The sequence below is a fragment of the Luteimonas sp. 3794 genome (assembly GCF_031456825.1).
Classification (GTDB): domain Bacteria; phylum Pseudomonadota; class Gammaproteobacteria; order Xanthomonadales; family Xanthomonadaceae; genus Luteimonas.
Map to the genome: position 1 here is coordinate 1 of NZ_JAVDVJ010000012.1, position 14,066 is coordinate 14,066.

The 14,066-nt window shown below is 66.8% G+C and carries 13 protein-coding genes; 9 read left to right on the top strand and 4 right to left on the bottom strand.

Features of this window, described 5'->3' with window-relative positions:
• Window positions 1-68 precede the first annotated feature (68 nt).
• The 5 genes from J2X52_RS14080 (at window position 69) to J2X52_RS14100 (ending at window position 3,834) form a co-directional block, all read left to right on the top strand.
• Window positions 69-464 carry a hypothetical protein gene (locus J2X52_RS14080; RefSeq protein WP_310154583.1) on the top strand — a complete coding sequence of 132 codons (396 nt, stop codon included), beginning with the start codon at window positions 69-71 and terminating at the stop codon, window positions 462-464.
• A 342-nt stretch (window positions 465-806) separates the two neighbouring features.
• Window positions 807-1,454 carry a hypothetical protein gene (locus J2X52_RS14085; RefSeq protein WP_310154587.1) on the top strand — a complete coding sequence of 216 codons (648 nt, stop codon included), beginning with the start codon at window positions 807-809 and terminating at the stop codon, window positions 1,452-1,454.
• A 190-nt stretch (window positions 1,455-1,644) separates the two neighbouring features.
• Window positions 1,645-2,085, top strand: coding sequence for a DUF2628 domain-containing protein (locus J2X52_RS14090; protein WP_310154590.1), 441 nt, complete (start codon window positions 1,645-1,647; stop codon window positions 2,083-2,085).
• A gap of 247 nt (window positions 2,086-2,332) precedes the next feature.
• On the top strand, window positions 2,333-2,977 hold the full coding sequence (locus J2X52_RS14095) for a LysE family transporter (RefSeq protein WP_310154592.1): 645 nt from the start codon (window positions 2,333-2,335) through the stop codon (window positions 2,975-2,977).
• Between the two features lie 281 nt (window positions 2,978-3,258).
• Entirely contained in the window at window positions 3,259-3,834 is a 576-nt protein-coding gene (locus J2X52_RS14100; RefSeq protein ID WP_310154594.1) for a hypothetical protein, read from the top strand.
• 319 nt (window positions 3,835-4,153) lie between these two features.
• On the opposite strand, the gene J2X52_RS14105 is transcribed toward J2X52_RS14100, so the two are convergent.
• The 3 genes from J2X52_RS14105 to J2X52_RS14115 form a co-directional block, all read right to left on the bottom strand.
• Window positions 4,154-5,236 carry a methyl-accepting chemotaxis protein gene (locus J2X52_RS14105; protein ID WP_310154596.1) on the bottom strand — a complete coding sequence of 361 codons (1,083 nt, stop codon included), beginning with the start codon at window positions 5,234-5,236 and terminating at the stop codon, window positions 4,154-4,156.
• 534 nt (window positions 5,237-5,770) lie between these two features.
• Window positions 5,771-6,667 (bottom strand): prolyl oligopeptidase family serine peptidase, encoded by an 897-nt coding sequence (locus J2X52_RS14110; RefSeq protein WP_310154598.1) that lies wholly within the window; start codon window positions 6,665-6,667, stop codon window positions 5,771-5,773.
• 83 nt (window positions 6,668-6,750) lie between these two features.
• Window positions 6,751-7,194 (bottom strand): DUF305 domain-containing protein, encoded by a 444-nt coding sequence (locus tag J2X52_RS14115; RefSeq protein ID WP_310154600.1) that lies wholly within the window; start codon window positions 7,192-7,194, stop codon window positions 6,751-6,753.
• Window positions 7,195-7,516: 322 nt separating this feature from the next.
• Here J2X52_RS14115 and J2X52_RS14120 point away from each other — a divergent pair, with 322 nt between their 5' ends.
• The 4 genes from J2X52_RS14120 to J2X52_RS14135 all read left to right on the top strand — a co-directional run bounded on the left by J2X52_RS14120 (window position 7,517) and on the right by J2X52_RS14135 (window position 12,540).
• Window positions 7,517-10,324, top strand: a complete 2,808-nt coding sequence (locus J2X52_RS14120) for a PAS domain-containing protein (RefSeq protein ID WP_310154603.1) — start codon at window positions 7,517-7,519, stop codon at window positions 10,322-10,324.
• A gap of 99 nt (window positions 10,325-10,423) precedes the next feature.
• On the top strand, window positions 10,424-10,930 hold the full coding sequence (locus J2X52_RS14125; protein WP_310154607.1) for a hypothetical protein: 507 nt from the start codon (window positions 10,424-10,426) through the stop codon (window positions 10,928-10,930).
• 67 nt (window positions 10,931-10,997) lie between these two features.
• The gene (gene msrB, locus J2X52_RS14130) at window positions 10,998-11,462 is read left to right on the top strand and encodes a peptide-methionine (R)-S-oxide reductase MsrB (protein ID WP_310154612.1); all 465 of its coding nucleotides are present in this window, start codon (window positions 10,998-11,000) and stop codon (window positions 11,460-11,462) included.
• Window positions 11,463-11,562: 100 nt separating this feature from the next.
• On the top strand, window positions 11,563-12,540 hold the full coding sequence (locus J2X52_RS14135) for a hypothetical protein (protein WP_310154614.1): 978 nt from the start codon (window positions 11,563-11,565) through the stop codon (window positions 12,538-12,540).
• A 150-nt stretch (window positions 12,541-12,690) separates the two neighbouring features.
• Here J2X52_RS14135 and J2X52_RS14140 read toward each other — a convergent pair whose 3' ends face one another.
• Window positions 12,691-13,854 carry a zinc-dependent alcohol dehydrogenase gene (locus J2X52_RS14140; RefSeq protein WP_310154617.1) on the bottom strand — a complete coding sequence of 388 codons (1,164 nt, stop codon included), beginning with the start codon at window positions 13,852-13,854 and terminating at the stop codon, window positions 12,691-12,693.
• Between the last annotated feature and the right edge of the window lie 212 nt (window positions 13,855-14,066).

A 14,066-nucleotide genomic window follows, 5' to 3' on the forward strand; every position in this document is an offset into this window, starting at 1 on the left:
TGAACTCGGCCGTGAACTGCTGACGCTTGACCATGGAACACCTCCGGGACCATTGTCCCCGTTATCAGGTGTCCGAATTAGCCGGGCCACTCCAGTTCGTCGAGCTGAGCATCCTGACTACGGCTGAAAGTGATGACTTGCGAGACATTATCAATATTAGAAATGACATCGGGCATCGGGTGCACGATCTGTTCGCTGATATCTCGGGCAAAAAATTGAAGCTGGCCGGGGATTACCAGTATGACTACAAAGCACTGCAGCGACTGAACATGTACAGGCGAAAGATTGAGAGTGGCATGGGAAAGCATTTCATCCAAGAGATAAGTTTCAGGGAAATGATATTTGAGGAGGCCGAGCTGACCATGCGAGAAGAGCTGCAGCGCTTAGATCGCCGGATCACCAAGCAGATGGAAGTTCGGCGGGCGCAGGTTGCTCGGAAGCCAAGCTGCACGCCTAGCAATTAATTCAAGCAGCCAGCCGAAGGGGGCGGAGGTACTTAATCCGTTTCCACACATCAATGCCCGGTTCGGCTGATGTCGCGAAAGGGGAGCTAACGGTGCCACGTTCACTTACCGGGTTTGATTCTTGTGAGCGGACGCGGAGATCGGAGGTTTGGCTTTGGAGGGCGATTGGCCGCATGGCCTAATGTTGTAGCTTGAAAGGCTGGTGCGGCAGGTGAGCCCGCTGATCCAGGTTTTCCTGCTCCGGCAGATTGTTTGTTGTCCAGCGGATGCTGCATCGAATCGCAACGCCAGCAATGCTCAATCCGGCGCCAATGGGGTGGCGGACCCAATCAGGCCACTGACATGTCCAGTCGCGTCTATCTCCACTGCACCAGTTTTCAGGCCCTACCGGAGTCGGACGAGTGGGATACGTTCTTCGCGCAGTCCGGTGTCGAGTACGAAGCCGGCGCGTGCATTCCGCTCTTCTGGCTGATGCTTTTTTCCGCAGACGACATCCGGTTCGCCACGTTCGACGATGACGGGATCGACGGCGAGGAAGAGGCGCGCAGCTATGCGTATCTGATCTGCGACCGGGCGTCCGGTGTCGCGCGGCTGCACGCTCGTGCGCCTCTGATGCGGGCCTCGCTGGGTGGGCCGCAGTTCTCGCTCTACGAGGCCTGGTGCACGCGCATGGCGGATGAGCCCTACGAGAATGTGCTGGTCCGGACCGAAGAGCTGGACTGCATGGGGGAGGAAGGCGAACTCGAGTCCCAACTGCGCGAGGCGCTGCAGCAGCTGGAACAGGTCGCTGCCGAGGGCGCACTGCGGATGGACAAGGCGCTGCGTAACATCACCGGACTCTGGTCCGAAGACATGCGCGCCTACGACGCGTTCGAACTCGTTGGCACCGCGAATACGAGCCCGACATGGCCCGTGCCATTCGCGCCCCCGCCACTGCCTTCCGCGCCAGTCGTTCCGCAGACGAAGCCCTGGTGGGCGTTCTGGCGTTGAGGGTCTCTCCGGCTGAGGGGACGCACGGCCTCCGGTGCACTTGGCTGATGTAAGTGCTCCAGCCCGGTCGAAGATGGAAGGTGGTGCTGCGTGTTCCGAATTCGACGGTTTCTTCTACCAGCTTGTTGCTGATTCACTGCGCCTGCCTGGCGTCGCGGCTGTCCAACCAAACACTCTGAAAGGAATCAACGTGACCGACCCTTACAACTCTGCGGGACCGTACGCGCCTCCAGCTGCACGGCCTGATCCGGTGTTGACGGCCAGCGCCAAGCCAGATCCGATCGCTGGTCTCGATGTTTCGGAATCGTGGAAACGCAAGTTCCGACTGATTGAAAAGGCTGGCGGGCCGAAGTTGCCGGGGTTCCGGAATCTACGGCCCGGCGAGCGGCTGCGCGTGAACTTTAATATTCTCGGCTTCCTCTTCGGCCCGATCTATTTCCTGATCAAAGGCTTGTGGCGGCAGTCCGTCGTGTACCTGATCTGCGCGGTGACGCTGATCGTTTTGTTCGAAGTGATGGGGCTCGGCGAGCTCGCGCGTGCGATGGGTTACGGTTTCGCTGCTCTGTACGCGGTGCGCGCCAACGTCAGTTACTACAGGAAAGTGGTGCTGGGCGAGACGACGTGGCTGTAGTGGGCTGCTGTATCAGCTGACGCCAACCGGGCTGTGCTGGACAGTGCAGCGAGATCGCCGCCGCAGTCGTGGAGATGTAATCCACGGATGGAGGGATGGGCCGCATGGAGGCGGCGCGCGCTGATCCCTCGAGGTGTCCGATGTCCGGCGGACGCCCGATCTGGGATAGGGTTCAACGGTCATCCAGGCCGAAGCTGTTGCGCGGTGCGGCCTGGTTCCGGTGTTGCAGCACGATGCGGAGCGTCCGGTGATCGAACCTGCCTTTCTCACGACCAACGTCATCCTGGCGTACGGCGCCTACGCGCTTGGCACTGCCAGTCCTGGCCCCAGCAATCTGGCGGTGATGGCGACCGCCATGCACCAGGGACGACGTGCCGCCCTCGTCGTGGCGTTGGGGGTGGTGTGTGGCTCCGCGCTGTGGGGCGTTCTCGCAGCGTTCGGGCTCGGCGCGTTGCTGGCTGGATACTCCAGGTCGCTCGTGGTGATGAAGGTGCTGGGCGGGCTCTATCTGCTGTGGCTGGCCTTCAAGTCTGCGCGGTCGGCGTGCCGGTCCAGTCGGCCGACCCTGCAGGTTGCGTCGAAGCGCTCTACTGCCCGCGGTCTCTTCCTGCGCGGCGCGGCGCTGCATCTCACCAATCCCAAGGCGATCTTCGTCTGGCTGTCGATCGTGGCGCTCGCGCTGCCTCCGGGGGCCGAGGGTAACCAGGCGCTGCGCATCGTCGCGGGTTGCATCCCCATCGGCGTGGTGGTGTTCTGCAGCTATGCACTCGTTTTTTCCACCGCTGCTGCGAGACGTGTCTACCAGCGCACGCGCCGCTGGTTCGAAGGCGCGTTGGCGGTCCTGTTCGGTTACGCCGGGCTGCGGATGCTGGCATCACGCGCCGCGCTCTAGCGCAACGCCCAGTCGGGCAGGTGCCGGGTTCCGGTGTTCCTCAGGGATAACGGTTGCAGGCTCAGTTGCATTGCGTGGTCTTCGGCCGCCCTGTCGACACGCCATTCGACGATCGCATCATGGCTAGAGGACCTAGCGCGTTCGGTGCGACACGGTCATTGTCATTGGCGCGTCGCTGTTGCCGCGTTCAGAGCGATGCCTGTGTCGAGGCATCTGCAGACGTACAAGATCTTGACGCCGGGCGGATCATCTGCTCGCCGTTTCGCGAGTGACTGACGAGGATGATCGCGCTGTCCATCACCATCCCTGCCGGCGAGCGTCTGGACCGCATCGTTGCTGGCGCTGCGGCGGCCGGGCTTGTGTGTTGGGTGATGTCGTGGCTGATGTCCATCCAGTCCTCACAGGAACAAAGGCCAGACGGAAGGAGCGTGCCGATGCGCGTTGTCTGGATCGACCGCCAGCAACCGCCTGATGCCGACGAGCTGGTCCTGCCAGTACCGGAGCCCAGGGTCACGGCTGAAGTCGTGCGTCGGGAGACGCGGATGCCGCAGCGCCCGCAAGGCGAAGCGCTTGATGCAGCACCTCATGTCCCCGAGCTTGATGGACACAGGCAAATCGATCTGTCCTTGCCGACCGCTCCAATAGAGTTTCGGTCAAACGAGGTGGGGACACGCTATGCCCGCGAAGCGCCGCCTCAGAGGATGCGCATCCAGTTCCACGATCGCTCGTTCGGTGCGACCCTCCAGCGGGTGACACAGAGCCTGATCTGCATAGAGCTGCGCCAGGAAGCGTCACGCGCGCCCCAAAGTTCCGAGCAGATCGCAGCCTCGATGGCCCGACATGGCTGTGAATATTGAACGGGTGGTCAGCGAGTCACGGTGCCAGGTCTAGTTGAATGGGTGCAGTTGAATCCCCGCCACGCGCGGTGTCGCCGAGTCAGGTATGAAGACCTTGATGTCGATCGTGCACGGCCGAAGTGGAAAACAGGCGGGCTTTGCGGTTCTCGCAATCCCGTGTCTCGTCATGTGCTTTGCAATGCACCCGGCGCAGGCCTGCGTTGTTGCGCCGTCCAGCGCGGCAATGGCGCCAAGTGTGGCTGCCGCGCAACTCGTCGCCCACGGCGTCGCTGCGGGTGAGCGACTGGACGGGCTGAAGACGACCCACGCGCCGAAGGGGTCAGCCGAGCGCCTGCATGATCACGCTGTGCCAACCGGTCCGATAGGTCTCGTAGCCCGGTGAGGCGGCCTGCGCGATGCAATGCGGGCGGCCGAGATGCGATGTTTCGAGGGCGCCGCGCGGCAGCGCGAACAGCCTGTCGCGGCCGTCGAACTCGAGGGTGCAGCGGTCCGCATGTATGCCCGAGTCGGCGAGAATGTGGCCGCTGCCGTCAACGATGCTGACCCGGCTGCGCTGCCACTCGGCGTCCGACAGTGGCGTGCGCTCGACGATGGTCTGGGCCAGGGCATCCCAGCGGAACACGATGCCGAGGACTCCCAGCGGGGCGCCGTCGACACGGCCGCCACGACGCACCGTGCAGGAGTAGACGAGGGCGCGTTCGCCGCCTGCGAGCGCGCTGGCGTGCACCGACTGGAAACCGTAGTCCTCGCCCGTCCGGGTGCGGATCGCGCTCTTGAACCAGTCGGACTCAGCGGCGTTCGTGCCGACCGAGGCGTATTGATGGGCCCGCCCGTTGGCGATGATGCGGCCGTCCAGCCCGGCCAGGACCAGATCGAAGTACACCGTGTACGAGTCCAGGATCTGCGCGAGGCGACGGCTTGCGTGGGCGAGCGTGTCGGCGTCCGGGCGCACTGCCGCATCGACCAGTGACGGATCGGTCGCCCACCAGCGCACGTCGCAGCTGCGTTCGTAGAGGTTGCGGTCGATCAGGTCGATGTTGCCGAGCGCGAGTTCGGTCAGTCGCGTGTGCCGCACGTCGTTCTGCAACTGCTGCAGCCGAGCCTGCAGGTCCAGGCTGGTCTGGCCAGCCATGCGGTCGATCTCCTGGGCGGTGTCGCTGACGTTGCGCGACAGGCTGTCCATTTCCTGCGCGATCACCCCGAAGCTGCGCCCGGCGGCGCCGATGCGCACGGCCTCGATCCGGGCGTTCATGGAGATGATCCGCGTCACCCGGTTGATGTCGTCGATGCGCTGCAGGGACTGGCGCAACTGGCGCAGCAGCGCATCGGAAATGCCGGCCACGGAGCGGATATGGTCGTCGACGCTGGCCTCGGCCGCCGCGGTGGCAACACGTTCGTTCATGACGCTCCAGTGGGGTGGGGCGAGCAGCAATGGACCGCGGCCTGCACGGCGGCGATGGCGGCTTTGCCGCTTCAAGCCGCTATCGGCAGCGCCGTCGTGAACTTGAGGCGCCGTCTGCGGCACCCGCGGACACGACGCACCCGCCTGCGGAGCGGACACAGGCGTGGGCCACCGGCGCGCATCGCGGGCATGCCTCGTGCGCTTCGTCGTGTGGATGGATTCTGGCCGGTCACAGCCTGTGACGAGCGTCGAGCACGGCGCATCCACTCGACGCCGTGTGTTTCCGAGCGGAACCCGCGGTGTCATGCTCCGCCGCAGGGGCGGCGTGCGGATGTCCGACGGGCCGACACGCAACAGGCGGAACCCGGGCGTATCGCCTCGGGTCTCGCCTGCAGGGGAACGGTGCTGTCGGCTCGGTCAGGACAGAAGCGCGGAAATCACGGTGCCACGGTCACCCGCCGCGCGTGATCTTCTTGAATTGCGAGCACGGCAGTCGAGCGTTCTCTGCATCCGGGCGTACAAGGATCGGCGACGCTACTCGGCTGCGCGCCCAACAATCCACTCGACGATCGCATCGAATCGTTCATGGTCGAGCGCATGTCCACGCTCGACGCGCAACTGGGTGATGAAGTCCCCGGGGACCTTGGCCACGACCTGATCCGCATCCCGCGAGTACTTGTCCTCGCTCCCCGACACGACCAACGTCGGGCGCGGGCCGATGGCCGACAGTACGTCGTGTGTGTCGATCAGCTGCGCGAGGCCGGGCACCGCTTCGAACAGGGTGATGCCGGTCTCCTCGCGGCGGCGCGTTTCGAAACTGCAGACCGCGCCGCTGATGCAGGCGAAGCGGCAGCGCGGGTCGACGGCGGCGTGGTAGAGCGCGGTGTAGCCGCCATACGAATGGCCCGCGATGCCGGCGCGGCGTTCGTCCAGTTCGGCCGCTTCCATCAACACGCTCACTGCACGCTGGGCGTCGTCGAGGCCTTTGCGCATCAACGTGTCGCCGTCGAGCAGGCGGTAGCTCATGGCGCTGTAGTGCTGCAGCCAGTCGTAGTCATGCGGTTCCACGCCGTGGACCTGGCCGCGGCGATCTTCGAACGTGAGGGCGTCCGGTGCGAGCACGGCAAGTCCGCGACGCGCGAGCGCTGGGCCGAAGGCCTGGAACGGGCTGCCGACCTCGCCGGCGATTTCGCTCTTGCCGAAGTGGACCTCCCCGTTGTGCTGGTGGAAAACCACCACGCCGCCTCGGGCGGGCTGCGCCGTCGGCGTGAACAGGAAGGCGGGAATCGTGTCGCCCTCGAGCCCGCCGTACTCGATGCGCTGTCGGGTGTAGCCATCGAACCCGGTCACCTCGCCGCGTTCGAATGCGACGGGCACAGGCGGCGCGAGGCCGAGGCGATCGCGCAGCATTGAGCAGATGTCGTGGGTCATGACGTGCCGTCTGTCGTGATGGGCGTTTCTGGATTCACGAGCTGCAGGCCTGTCGTTCAAGAACGCAGCGCACGCACGTGCCTTCAGTGATGGTCGTGCGCGCCGGCATCTGCTGCGGGCGCCTCGACGGCGACGCCGCGCGCCTGCAGCCAGCGCCGCATCTGCGCGATCTCGTCTTCCTGCGCGTCGATGACCTGTTGCGCGAGGACGCGCACCTCCGGGTCGGTGCCGTGCTCGAGCGCGACGTGGGCCATGTCGATGGCGCCCTGGTGGTGCGGAATCATGCCGCGCATGAAGTCGACATCGGCGTCGCCGGTGAAACCGGCGCCCATGCCGGCATGCATGGTCTCGTTGATGCGCTGGTAGGCCAGCGTGGAGGCGGTGGCGGTGCCTTCTTCGGCCGTCGTCGTGGCGTGGGATGCGTGGGCGTGCGCATCACCGGCATCGGCGGCGGGCGTGGGCGGCGCGGCATCCGGTGCGCAGGCGGCGAGGGCGGCGGTCATTGCCAGCAGGGGCATCAGGCGCATGGTCACGGTCCTTGGGCGATTGCAGAGGGGCGACACCATGCACGGGGTGTCGACCCGGTGTCCAGGCGCCGGCGCCGTTGCGCGTATGCCGGGCGCGGCGACATGCCCTGCGTGTTCGCGTCGCCGGGTGCGCGTGCTTTGCGCACGCACGTCCGAAGCCGTTACGCCGTTTCACCTCGAAGGCGCCGCCAGAGGCGGTCGATGGAAGCCACGCGCGTGGATGCCGGCAGCTCGTCCGCGCGGCAGATTCTGCGGGTTGTAGACGCCACTGTCGCGGCAATTTGGGAGAATGCGGCTCTCTCCGATTTCACCCGAGCCCCTCTTGGATGCTTCGACACCCGACGACCTCGATCGCGTGCGTGATGCCGAACGCGTCGAGATGGCCCTGGCCGCCGGCGCTATTGTCGGCACCTGGTTCTGGGACATTCCGCGGAACCGGGTGACGATCGACGACGCGCTGGCCGATGCCTTCGGTCTGGATCCGTCGGTCTCGCGCGACAATCTGCCGCTGGAGCAAATCCTCGAATACGTGCATCCCGACGACCGGCCTGGTGTGTCGGCGGCGATCGCCGATGCCATCGGGCGCGGCGGCCGTTATGCGCATGCTTACCGGACGCTGGGCAAGGACCGACAGTACCGCTGGATCGAAGCGATCGGCCGGGTCGATCTGGACGCGGACGGCATTGCGGTCGGATTTCCCGGTGTGCTGATCGACATTGAGCAACGCCGACGGATCGAAGCCGAGCGTGACCAGGCACAGACGCTGTTGCGCTCGTTCATCGATGCCGCGCCGGGCGTGGTCTACGCCAAGGACCGGCAGGGCCGGATGCTGATCGGCAATCGCGGTACGACCGAGTTGATCGGGCGGCCGCTGGAGGATTACGTCGGGCGCACGGATGCCGAGTTTTTGGGCGACCCCGCCCAGGCCGCCGCGGTGATGGCGACCGACGAGCGCATCATGTCCAGCGGCCAGTCGGAGCAGGTCGAGGAGGCGGTCAGTTTCCCCGGTGGCCGGCGTGCGTGGTGGCTGTCGACCAAGGCGCCGCTGCGTGATGCCGACGGCAATGTCATCGGACTGGTCGGCACCTCGCTCGACATCACCGATCGCAAGGCCGCCGAGGCGCGCCATCTGGAAGTCGAGGAGCGCTACCGGCTCGCCGCCCGCGCGACCAACGATGCGATCTGGGACTGGCGCATCGCCGACGGCCAGGTGGTCTGGAACGAGGCACTGGCCACGCTGTTCGGGTATCGCGAGGTGGAAACCGACGCCCAGTGGTGGCTCGACCGTATCCACCCCGACGACCGCGAGCGCGTCGAGCACGGCATCCACGCGGTCATCCGGGGCACCGGCTCGGTGTGGTCGGACGAGTACCGGTTCTGCCGTGCCGATGGCAGCTACGCGACCGTCCTGGATCGCGGCACTGTCCTGCGCGGCAGCGCGGGCGAACCGGTGCGGATGATCGGCGCGATCCTCGACCTGTCGGCGCGCAGGGCTGCCGAGGCGGCTTTGGCGCAGAGCGAGGAACGGCTGCGGCTGGCGACCGACGCCGGTGACCTGGGTTTCTGGGATGTCGATCTGGTGCACGACGCGTTGATCTGGTCGCCGCGCACCAAGGGGATGTTCGGCATTTCGCCCCAGGCCGCGGTGACGATGCGCGATTTCTACGACGGCCTGCACCCGCAGGATCGCGAGGCCACCGCCGCCGCGTTCGAGGCGGCGTCTGATCCCGCCCGGCGCGCACTCTACGACGTGGAATACCGGACCATCGGCAAGGAAGACGGCATCGAACGCTGGGTCGCGGCGAAGGGACGGGGGCTGTTCGAGGGCGACCGCTGCGTGCGCGTGCTCGGCGTGGCGATCGACGTGACCGCGCGCAAGCGCGCCGACGCGCGGTTGCAGGAATTGAACGAGCAGTTGGAAAGCCGCGTGCTGGAGGAGGTCGCCGAGCGCACGCGGGTGGAAGAGGCGCTGCGCCAGAGCCAGAAAATGGAAGCGGTGGGCCAGTTGACCGGGGGCATCGCGCACGATTTCAACAACATGCTCGCGGCGGTGATCGGCCCGCTGGACCTGCTGGCCTCGCGCCTGAAGGACCACCCCGATCCGCGCACGAAGCGCTACATCGACATGGCGATCGACGGCGCGAACCGCGCCGCGCAGCTCACCCAGCGGCTGCTCGCGTTCTCCCGTCAGCAGCCCCTGCAGCCGGTTGCCGTGGATGCCAACCGGCTGATCGTCGGCATGCGCGATCTGCTGGTGCACTCGCTGGGCAGCAGCGTGCGCCTGGTCACCGAGTTGCAGGACGAGGTGTGGTGCACCCACGTCGATGCCAACCAGATGGAGAACGTGATCCTCAATCTGGCGGTCAATGCGCGCGACGCGATGCCGGGCGGTGGCCGACTCACCATCGCCACCTCCAATTGCACGCTGGACGCCGACGACGCGGTCGCGCTGCACGGCGTGCCGCGCGGCGAGTACGTGTTGATCAGCGTGTCCGACGACGGCAGCGGCATGTCGCCCGAGGTGATGACCAAGGCTTTCGATCCGTTCTATACGACCAAGAAGGTCGGCAAGGGCACCGGGCTCGGGTTGTCGCAGGTGTACGGGTTTGTCCGGCAATCGGCGGGCCACGTGCGCATGTTGTCGGAAGTGGCGCGGGGCACGGTGGTGAAGCTGTATCTGCCGCGACTGGTCGGCGGTGTCGAAGCAAAGCCGCCGGCGGACCAGGGCGTCGCGGCGCCGCATGGTCGGCAGGAGCTGGTGCTCGTGGTCGACGACGAGCCGGCGGTGCGACAGTTCTCGACCGATGCGCTGACCGAACTGGGCTATCGCGTGCTCGCGGCCGACGGCGCGGCCAACGCGCTGCAGCTGCTCGATGCGCACCCGGACATCGTGCTGCTGTTCACCGACGTGGTGATGCCCGAGGTCAACGGCCGGCAACTGGCGGATGCAGCGCTGCAGCGACGCCCGGATCTCAAGGTCCTGTTCGCCTCGGGCAACAGCCGCAACACGCTGGTCCAGGACGGCGTGCTCGCGCCTGGCGTGCAGCTGATCGGCAAGCCGTTCACCGTCGATGCGCTGGCTTTGCGCGTGGGTGCGATCCTCGCGCCGGATGCCGCGCCCGCAGCCTGAGCCAGGCCAGTCGGGCGTCGCGGCCGGAAGTCACCCTGGCCGATGCCATGCGCCGGCGCGCGCGCCTCAGTCGGCTGACGCATCACACTGACCGTCGCGGTGCTGCTGGCGGAGGCGGCGCATCTTGTCTGGGAGCATCTGCACGGCGGCATCGTCAGCCACCACCGGCTGGCGCGGCCCGATCTGCCTGCGGTCTGGAATGGCTGGGGGCTGGTGCTGCTGCCCCTCATGGCGTGGTGGGTTTCGGGCCGTGTCACGCGTCGCATCGCGCGTCGTGCGGACCGGCGCGGGGCCGTGCGTGGTGCCTGGACCGGATGCGGCATCGCGGCGGCGCTCGGCGTGGCGCTTTCAATCGCCTTCGTCAGCGGGCAGGACGATGCCGCAACCGCGGTGCTGCTGGCCGCGTTCGGCTTGGGTCTGCTGATGCCGGCGTATCGCGCGGAGTGCCTGCTGGGTTTCGTGCTTGGGATGACCTTCGTATTTGGTGCGGTGCTGCCGCTGCTGATCGGCGGCATCGTGGCAATGCTGTCGGCGTTCGCCCGCCTGGGCGTCTATGCGCTTGCACGCCGCATCTGGCGCCGGTCCCGCGGGCCCGCCGCGGCCTGACCGTGCGGGTTGTGCAGCGCGGTTCGCGTCGCCATCTTGTGGGTCCCGCGCCACTGCCGGAATTCCCATGATCCGTTTCGATCTCACACCGCCTTCGGCCGAGCAGCGCACCGCGCTGGAAGCCGACCTGTCCGCCGACGAGCGCCGGGTGCTGCTGCAGCACGGTACCGAGGCGCCGTTCTGCGGCGTGTTCCTCGACAACAAGCGCGAGGGCACGTACTGCTGCCGCCTGTGTGGGCTGCCGCTGTTCCAGTCGAGTGCGAAGTTCGACTCGGGGACCGGCTGGCCGAGTTTCTTTGCGCCGTACGACGAGGCGCATATCGAACGCATCCGCGATACCAGCCACGGGATGATCCGGGTGGAAGAAGTCTGCGCGCGCTGCGGCAGTCATCTGGGCCACATCTTCCCCGACGGCCCGGCGCCGACGTTCGAGCGCCATTGCCTCAATTCGGTGTCGCTGTCCTTCGTCGACGCCGACGAGGATCTGCCTGATCCGCTGCAGCGTGGCGGTGCGGAAGCGGGTCCGGCATAAGCGCAGTGCGCGCCTGATCCGGACGGGCGGCGATCAGGCGGATGGGCGGGAACGCCGCCGTCGGTGACAATCCCCGCTCATCACGGAATGGGGAGACTGCGTGATCGTTCCCGAATACTGGGCGGAGGCCCGGCGACAGACGCGGCATGGCGGGCGCAGCGTGACGGTGCGCCGGTTCGGCTGGTCCGACGACAGCGAGGACGCGGCGCAGGCGCACGCGGAACTGCGCGTGCAGGCGGCGTTCGACGCGGTGCTGGCCGGCGAGGCATTGCCGCGCCGCGAGCCGCTGACCAACTACGGCGTGATGGGCGTACCGATCCGCGAGGAAATCGTCGAGCGCGCGGGCGATCTGGTGATCACGCGCAACAGCTACGGCGCCTTGTGTCTCAACACGCCGGACGTGCTGTTCGCCGACATGGATTTCGAGGCGCGCCCGTCGGGTTGCGTGATGCCGCTGGCGACCGGCGTGCTGGTGGGCGGCGCGACGTTCGCGGCGGCGGTGCTGGCCATGGACTGGCGTCTGGCGGCGGCGGTCGCCATTGCGGTGCTGGTGGTGGCCAATTTGGTGATGCTCGGCTGGCGCCGGCACCGTTTCGACCGCGACGGTGGCGCCGAGGCACGGGCGCTGGCCCGGGTCGCCGCGTTCTCCGAGGCCAATCCGGACTGGCATCTGCGCACCTACCGCACCGCGGCCGGGCTGCGCGTGCTGGTGATGCACCGGACGTTCGATCCGCTGGAGCCCGATGTGGACCGGCTGTTCCAGGCGCTGCAGGCGGACAGCCTCTATACCACGATGTGCCGGCTGCAGCACTGCTTCCGCGCCCGGCTCACGCCCAAGCCCTGGCGCCTCGACATGCACCGCCGCATCAAGCCGCGCAGCGCGGCGTGGTCGCGCAGCCAGGCGCGGCTGCCGGAGCGGCTGGACTGGGTCGCGGACTACGAAGCGAAGTCGAAAGAATTTGCAGCCTGCCGCTACCTGCGCGCGTTTGGCACAGGCACCATCGATCCGAAGGCCGGGCAGGTGATGGCAATGCACGACGCAGTCGCGTGCGCGGCGCAGGCACTGCCACTGGCCTGAGCGCGCGCCGTCAGTCGGTCTCGAAGGCCTCGATTTTCGCCAGCGGCCGCTGGCTGCGGCGGATCCGCGTCGACGTTTCTGTCACCACAATGCGACACGCCGACGCCCATGAAGGTGCCGGCGTGCGGGTAGCAAAAGTGCCGTCTGACGTCAGGGCGTCAGCACGACCTTGCGGCAGGCGTCTTCCTTCTCGTCGAAGATCTCGTAGCCCTTGGCCGCGTCGGCCAGCGCCATGCGGTGCGAGATGATGACGTCGGGTTGCAGGCGACCTTCGCCGATGTGCTCCAGCAGTTCCGGCATGTACTTCTGCACATTGGTCTGGCCCATCTCGAAGCGCAGGCCCTTGTCGAACGCATCGCCGAACATGAAGGCGTGGATGAAGCCGGAATACACGCCCGGCACGCTGACGGTGCCAGCGCGGCGGGTCGCGGCGATGCACTGGCGCAGCGCGGCGCCGCTGCTGGTCTCAAGCTTGAGCTGGGTGGCGATGGTGTCGGCCTTGCTGCCCTTGGCTTCGAAACCCACCGCATCGATCGTCGCATCCACGCCGCGGCCGTTGGTCTGCGAAATGATCTCTTCTGCCGGGTCGTCGGTGTCCTCGAAGTTGATCGGAATCACCCCGTAGGTCGCGACCGCGAAGTCGAGACGGTACTGGTAGCGGTCGACCATGAAGATGCGCTCGGCGCCGAGCATCTTCGCGCAGGCGGCGGCCATCAGGCCGACCGGGCCAGCGCCGAAGATCGCGACCGTCGAGCCCTTGGTCACGCGTGCGTTGAGCACGGCCTGGTAGCCGGTGGGCAGGATGTCGGACAGGAACAGCACCTGCTCGTCCGGCAGCGCGTCGGGCACGACGATAGGGCCAACATTGCCCTTGGGCACGCGCACGAATTCAGCCTGACCGCCCGGCACGCCACCGTACAGATGGCTGAACCCGAACAGCGCCGCCGGCGGGCGCATGCCCTTGGCGTTGAGTGAGCCGCCGGGGCCGTCGTTGGTGGTTTCGCAGGCGGAGAACTCCGCCAGGCGGCAGTGGAAGCAGTCGCCGCAGGCGATCACGAACGGGATCACGACGCGGTCGCCGCGCTTGACGTTCTTGACGTCTGCGCCGATGTCTTCGACGACGCCCATGAACTCATGGCCGAGGATGTCGCCCTTGTGCAACTCGGGAATCTTGCCGCGGAACAGGTGCAGGTCCGAGCCGCAGATCGCGGTGGCGGTGACGCGCAGCAGGATGTCGTCGGCATCCTGCAGGACCGGGTCGGGCACGGTATCGACGCGGACGTCCTTGCTGCCGTGATAGGTGAGCGCTTTCATCGTGTCGTCCTGTTGCAATGGGGGTGCGCACATCTGACGCAGCTCGATGACAGGGCAACGTGACGCGGAGATCGTCGTGGCGTGATGTGCGCTTGCGGGCGTCGGCGCCGTGGGGCGGTCGGGGGCGATGCGAAGCGGATGCGCAGCAGCGCGGCGGCGCGGGGCCCGCGCATCGATTGCTGATGCGCGCCTTCGTGAATGCGGAGAACACG

Excerpts from the sequence above, each read along its gene's own strand:
- msrB (WP_310154612.1), top strand. The coding sequence starts at position 10,998 with ATGATCCGTTTCGATCTCACACCGCCTTCGGCCGAGCAGCGCACCGCG.
- J2X52_RS14115 (WP_310154600.1), bottom strand. The coding sequence starts at position 7,194 with ATGCGCCTGATGCCCCTGCTGGCAATGACCGCCGCCCTCGCCGCCTGC.
- J2X52_RS14085 (WP_310154587.1), top strand. The coding sequence starts at position 807 with ATGTCCAGTCGCGTCTATCTCCACTGCACCAGTTTTCAGGCCCTACCG.
- J2X52_RS14100 (WP_310154594.1), top strand. The coding sequence starts at position 3,259 with ATGATCGCGCTGTCCATCACCATCCCTGCCGGCGAGCGTCTGGACCGC.
- J2X52_RS14110 (WP_310154598.1), bottom strand. The coding sequence starts at position 6,667 with ATGACCCACGACATCTGCTCAATGCTGCGCGATCGCCTCGGCCTCGCG.
- J2X52_RS14105 (WP_310154596.1), bottom strand. The coding sequence starts at position 5,236 with ATGAACGAACGTGTTGCCACCGCGGCGGCCGAGGCCAGCGTCGACGAC.
- J2X52_RS14140 (WP_310154617.1), bottom strand. The coding sequence starts at position 13,854 with ATGAAAGCGCTCACCTATCACGGCAGCAAGGACGTCCGCGTCGATACC.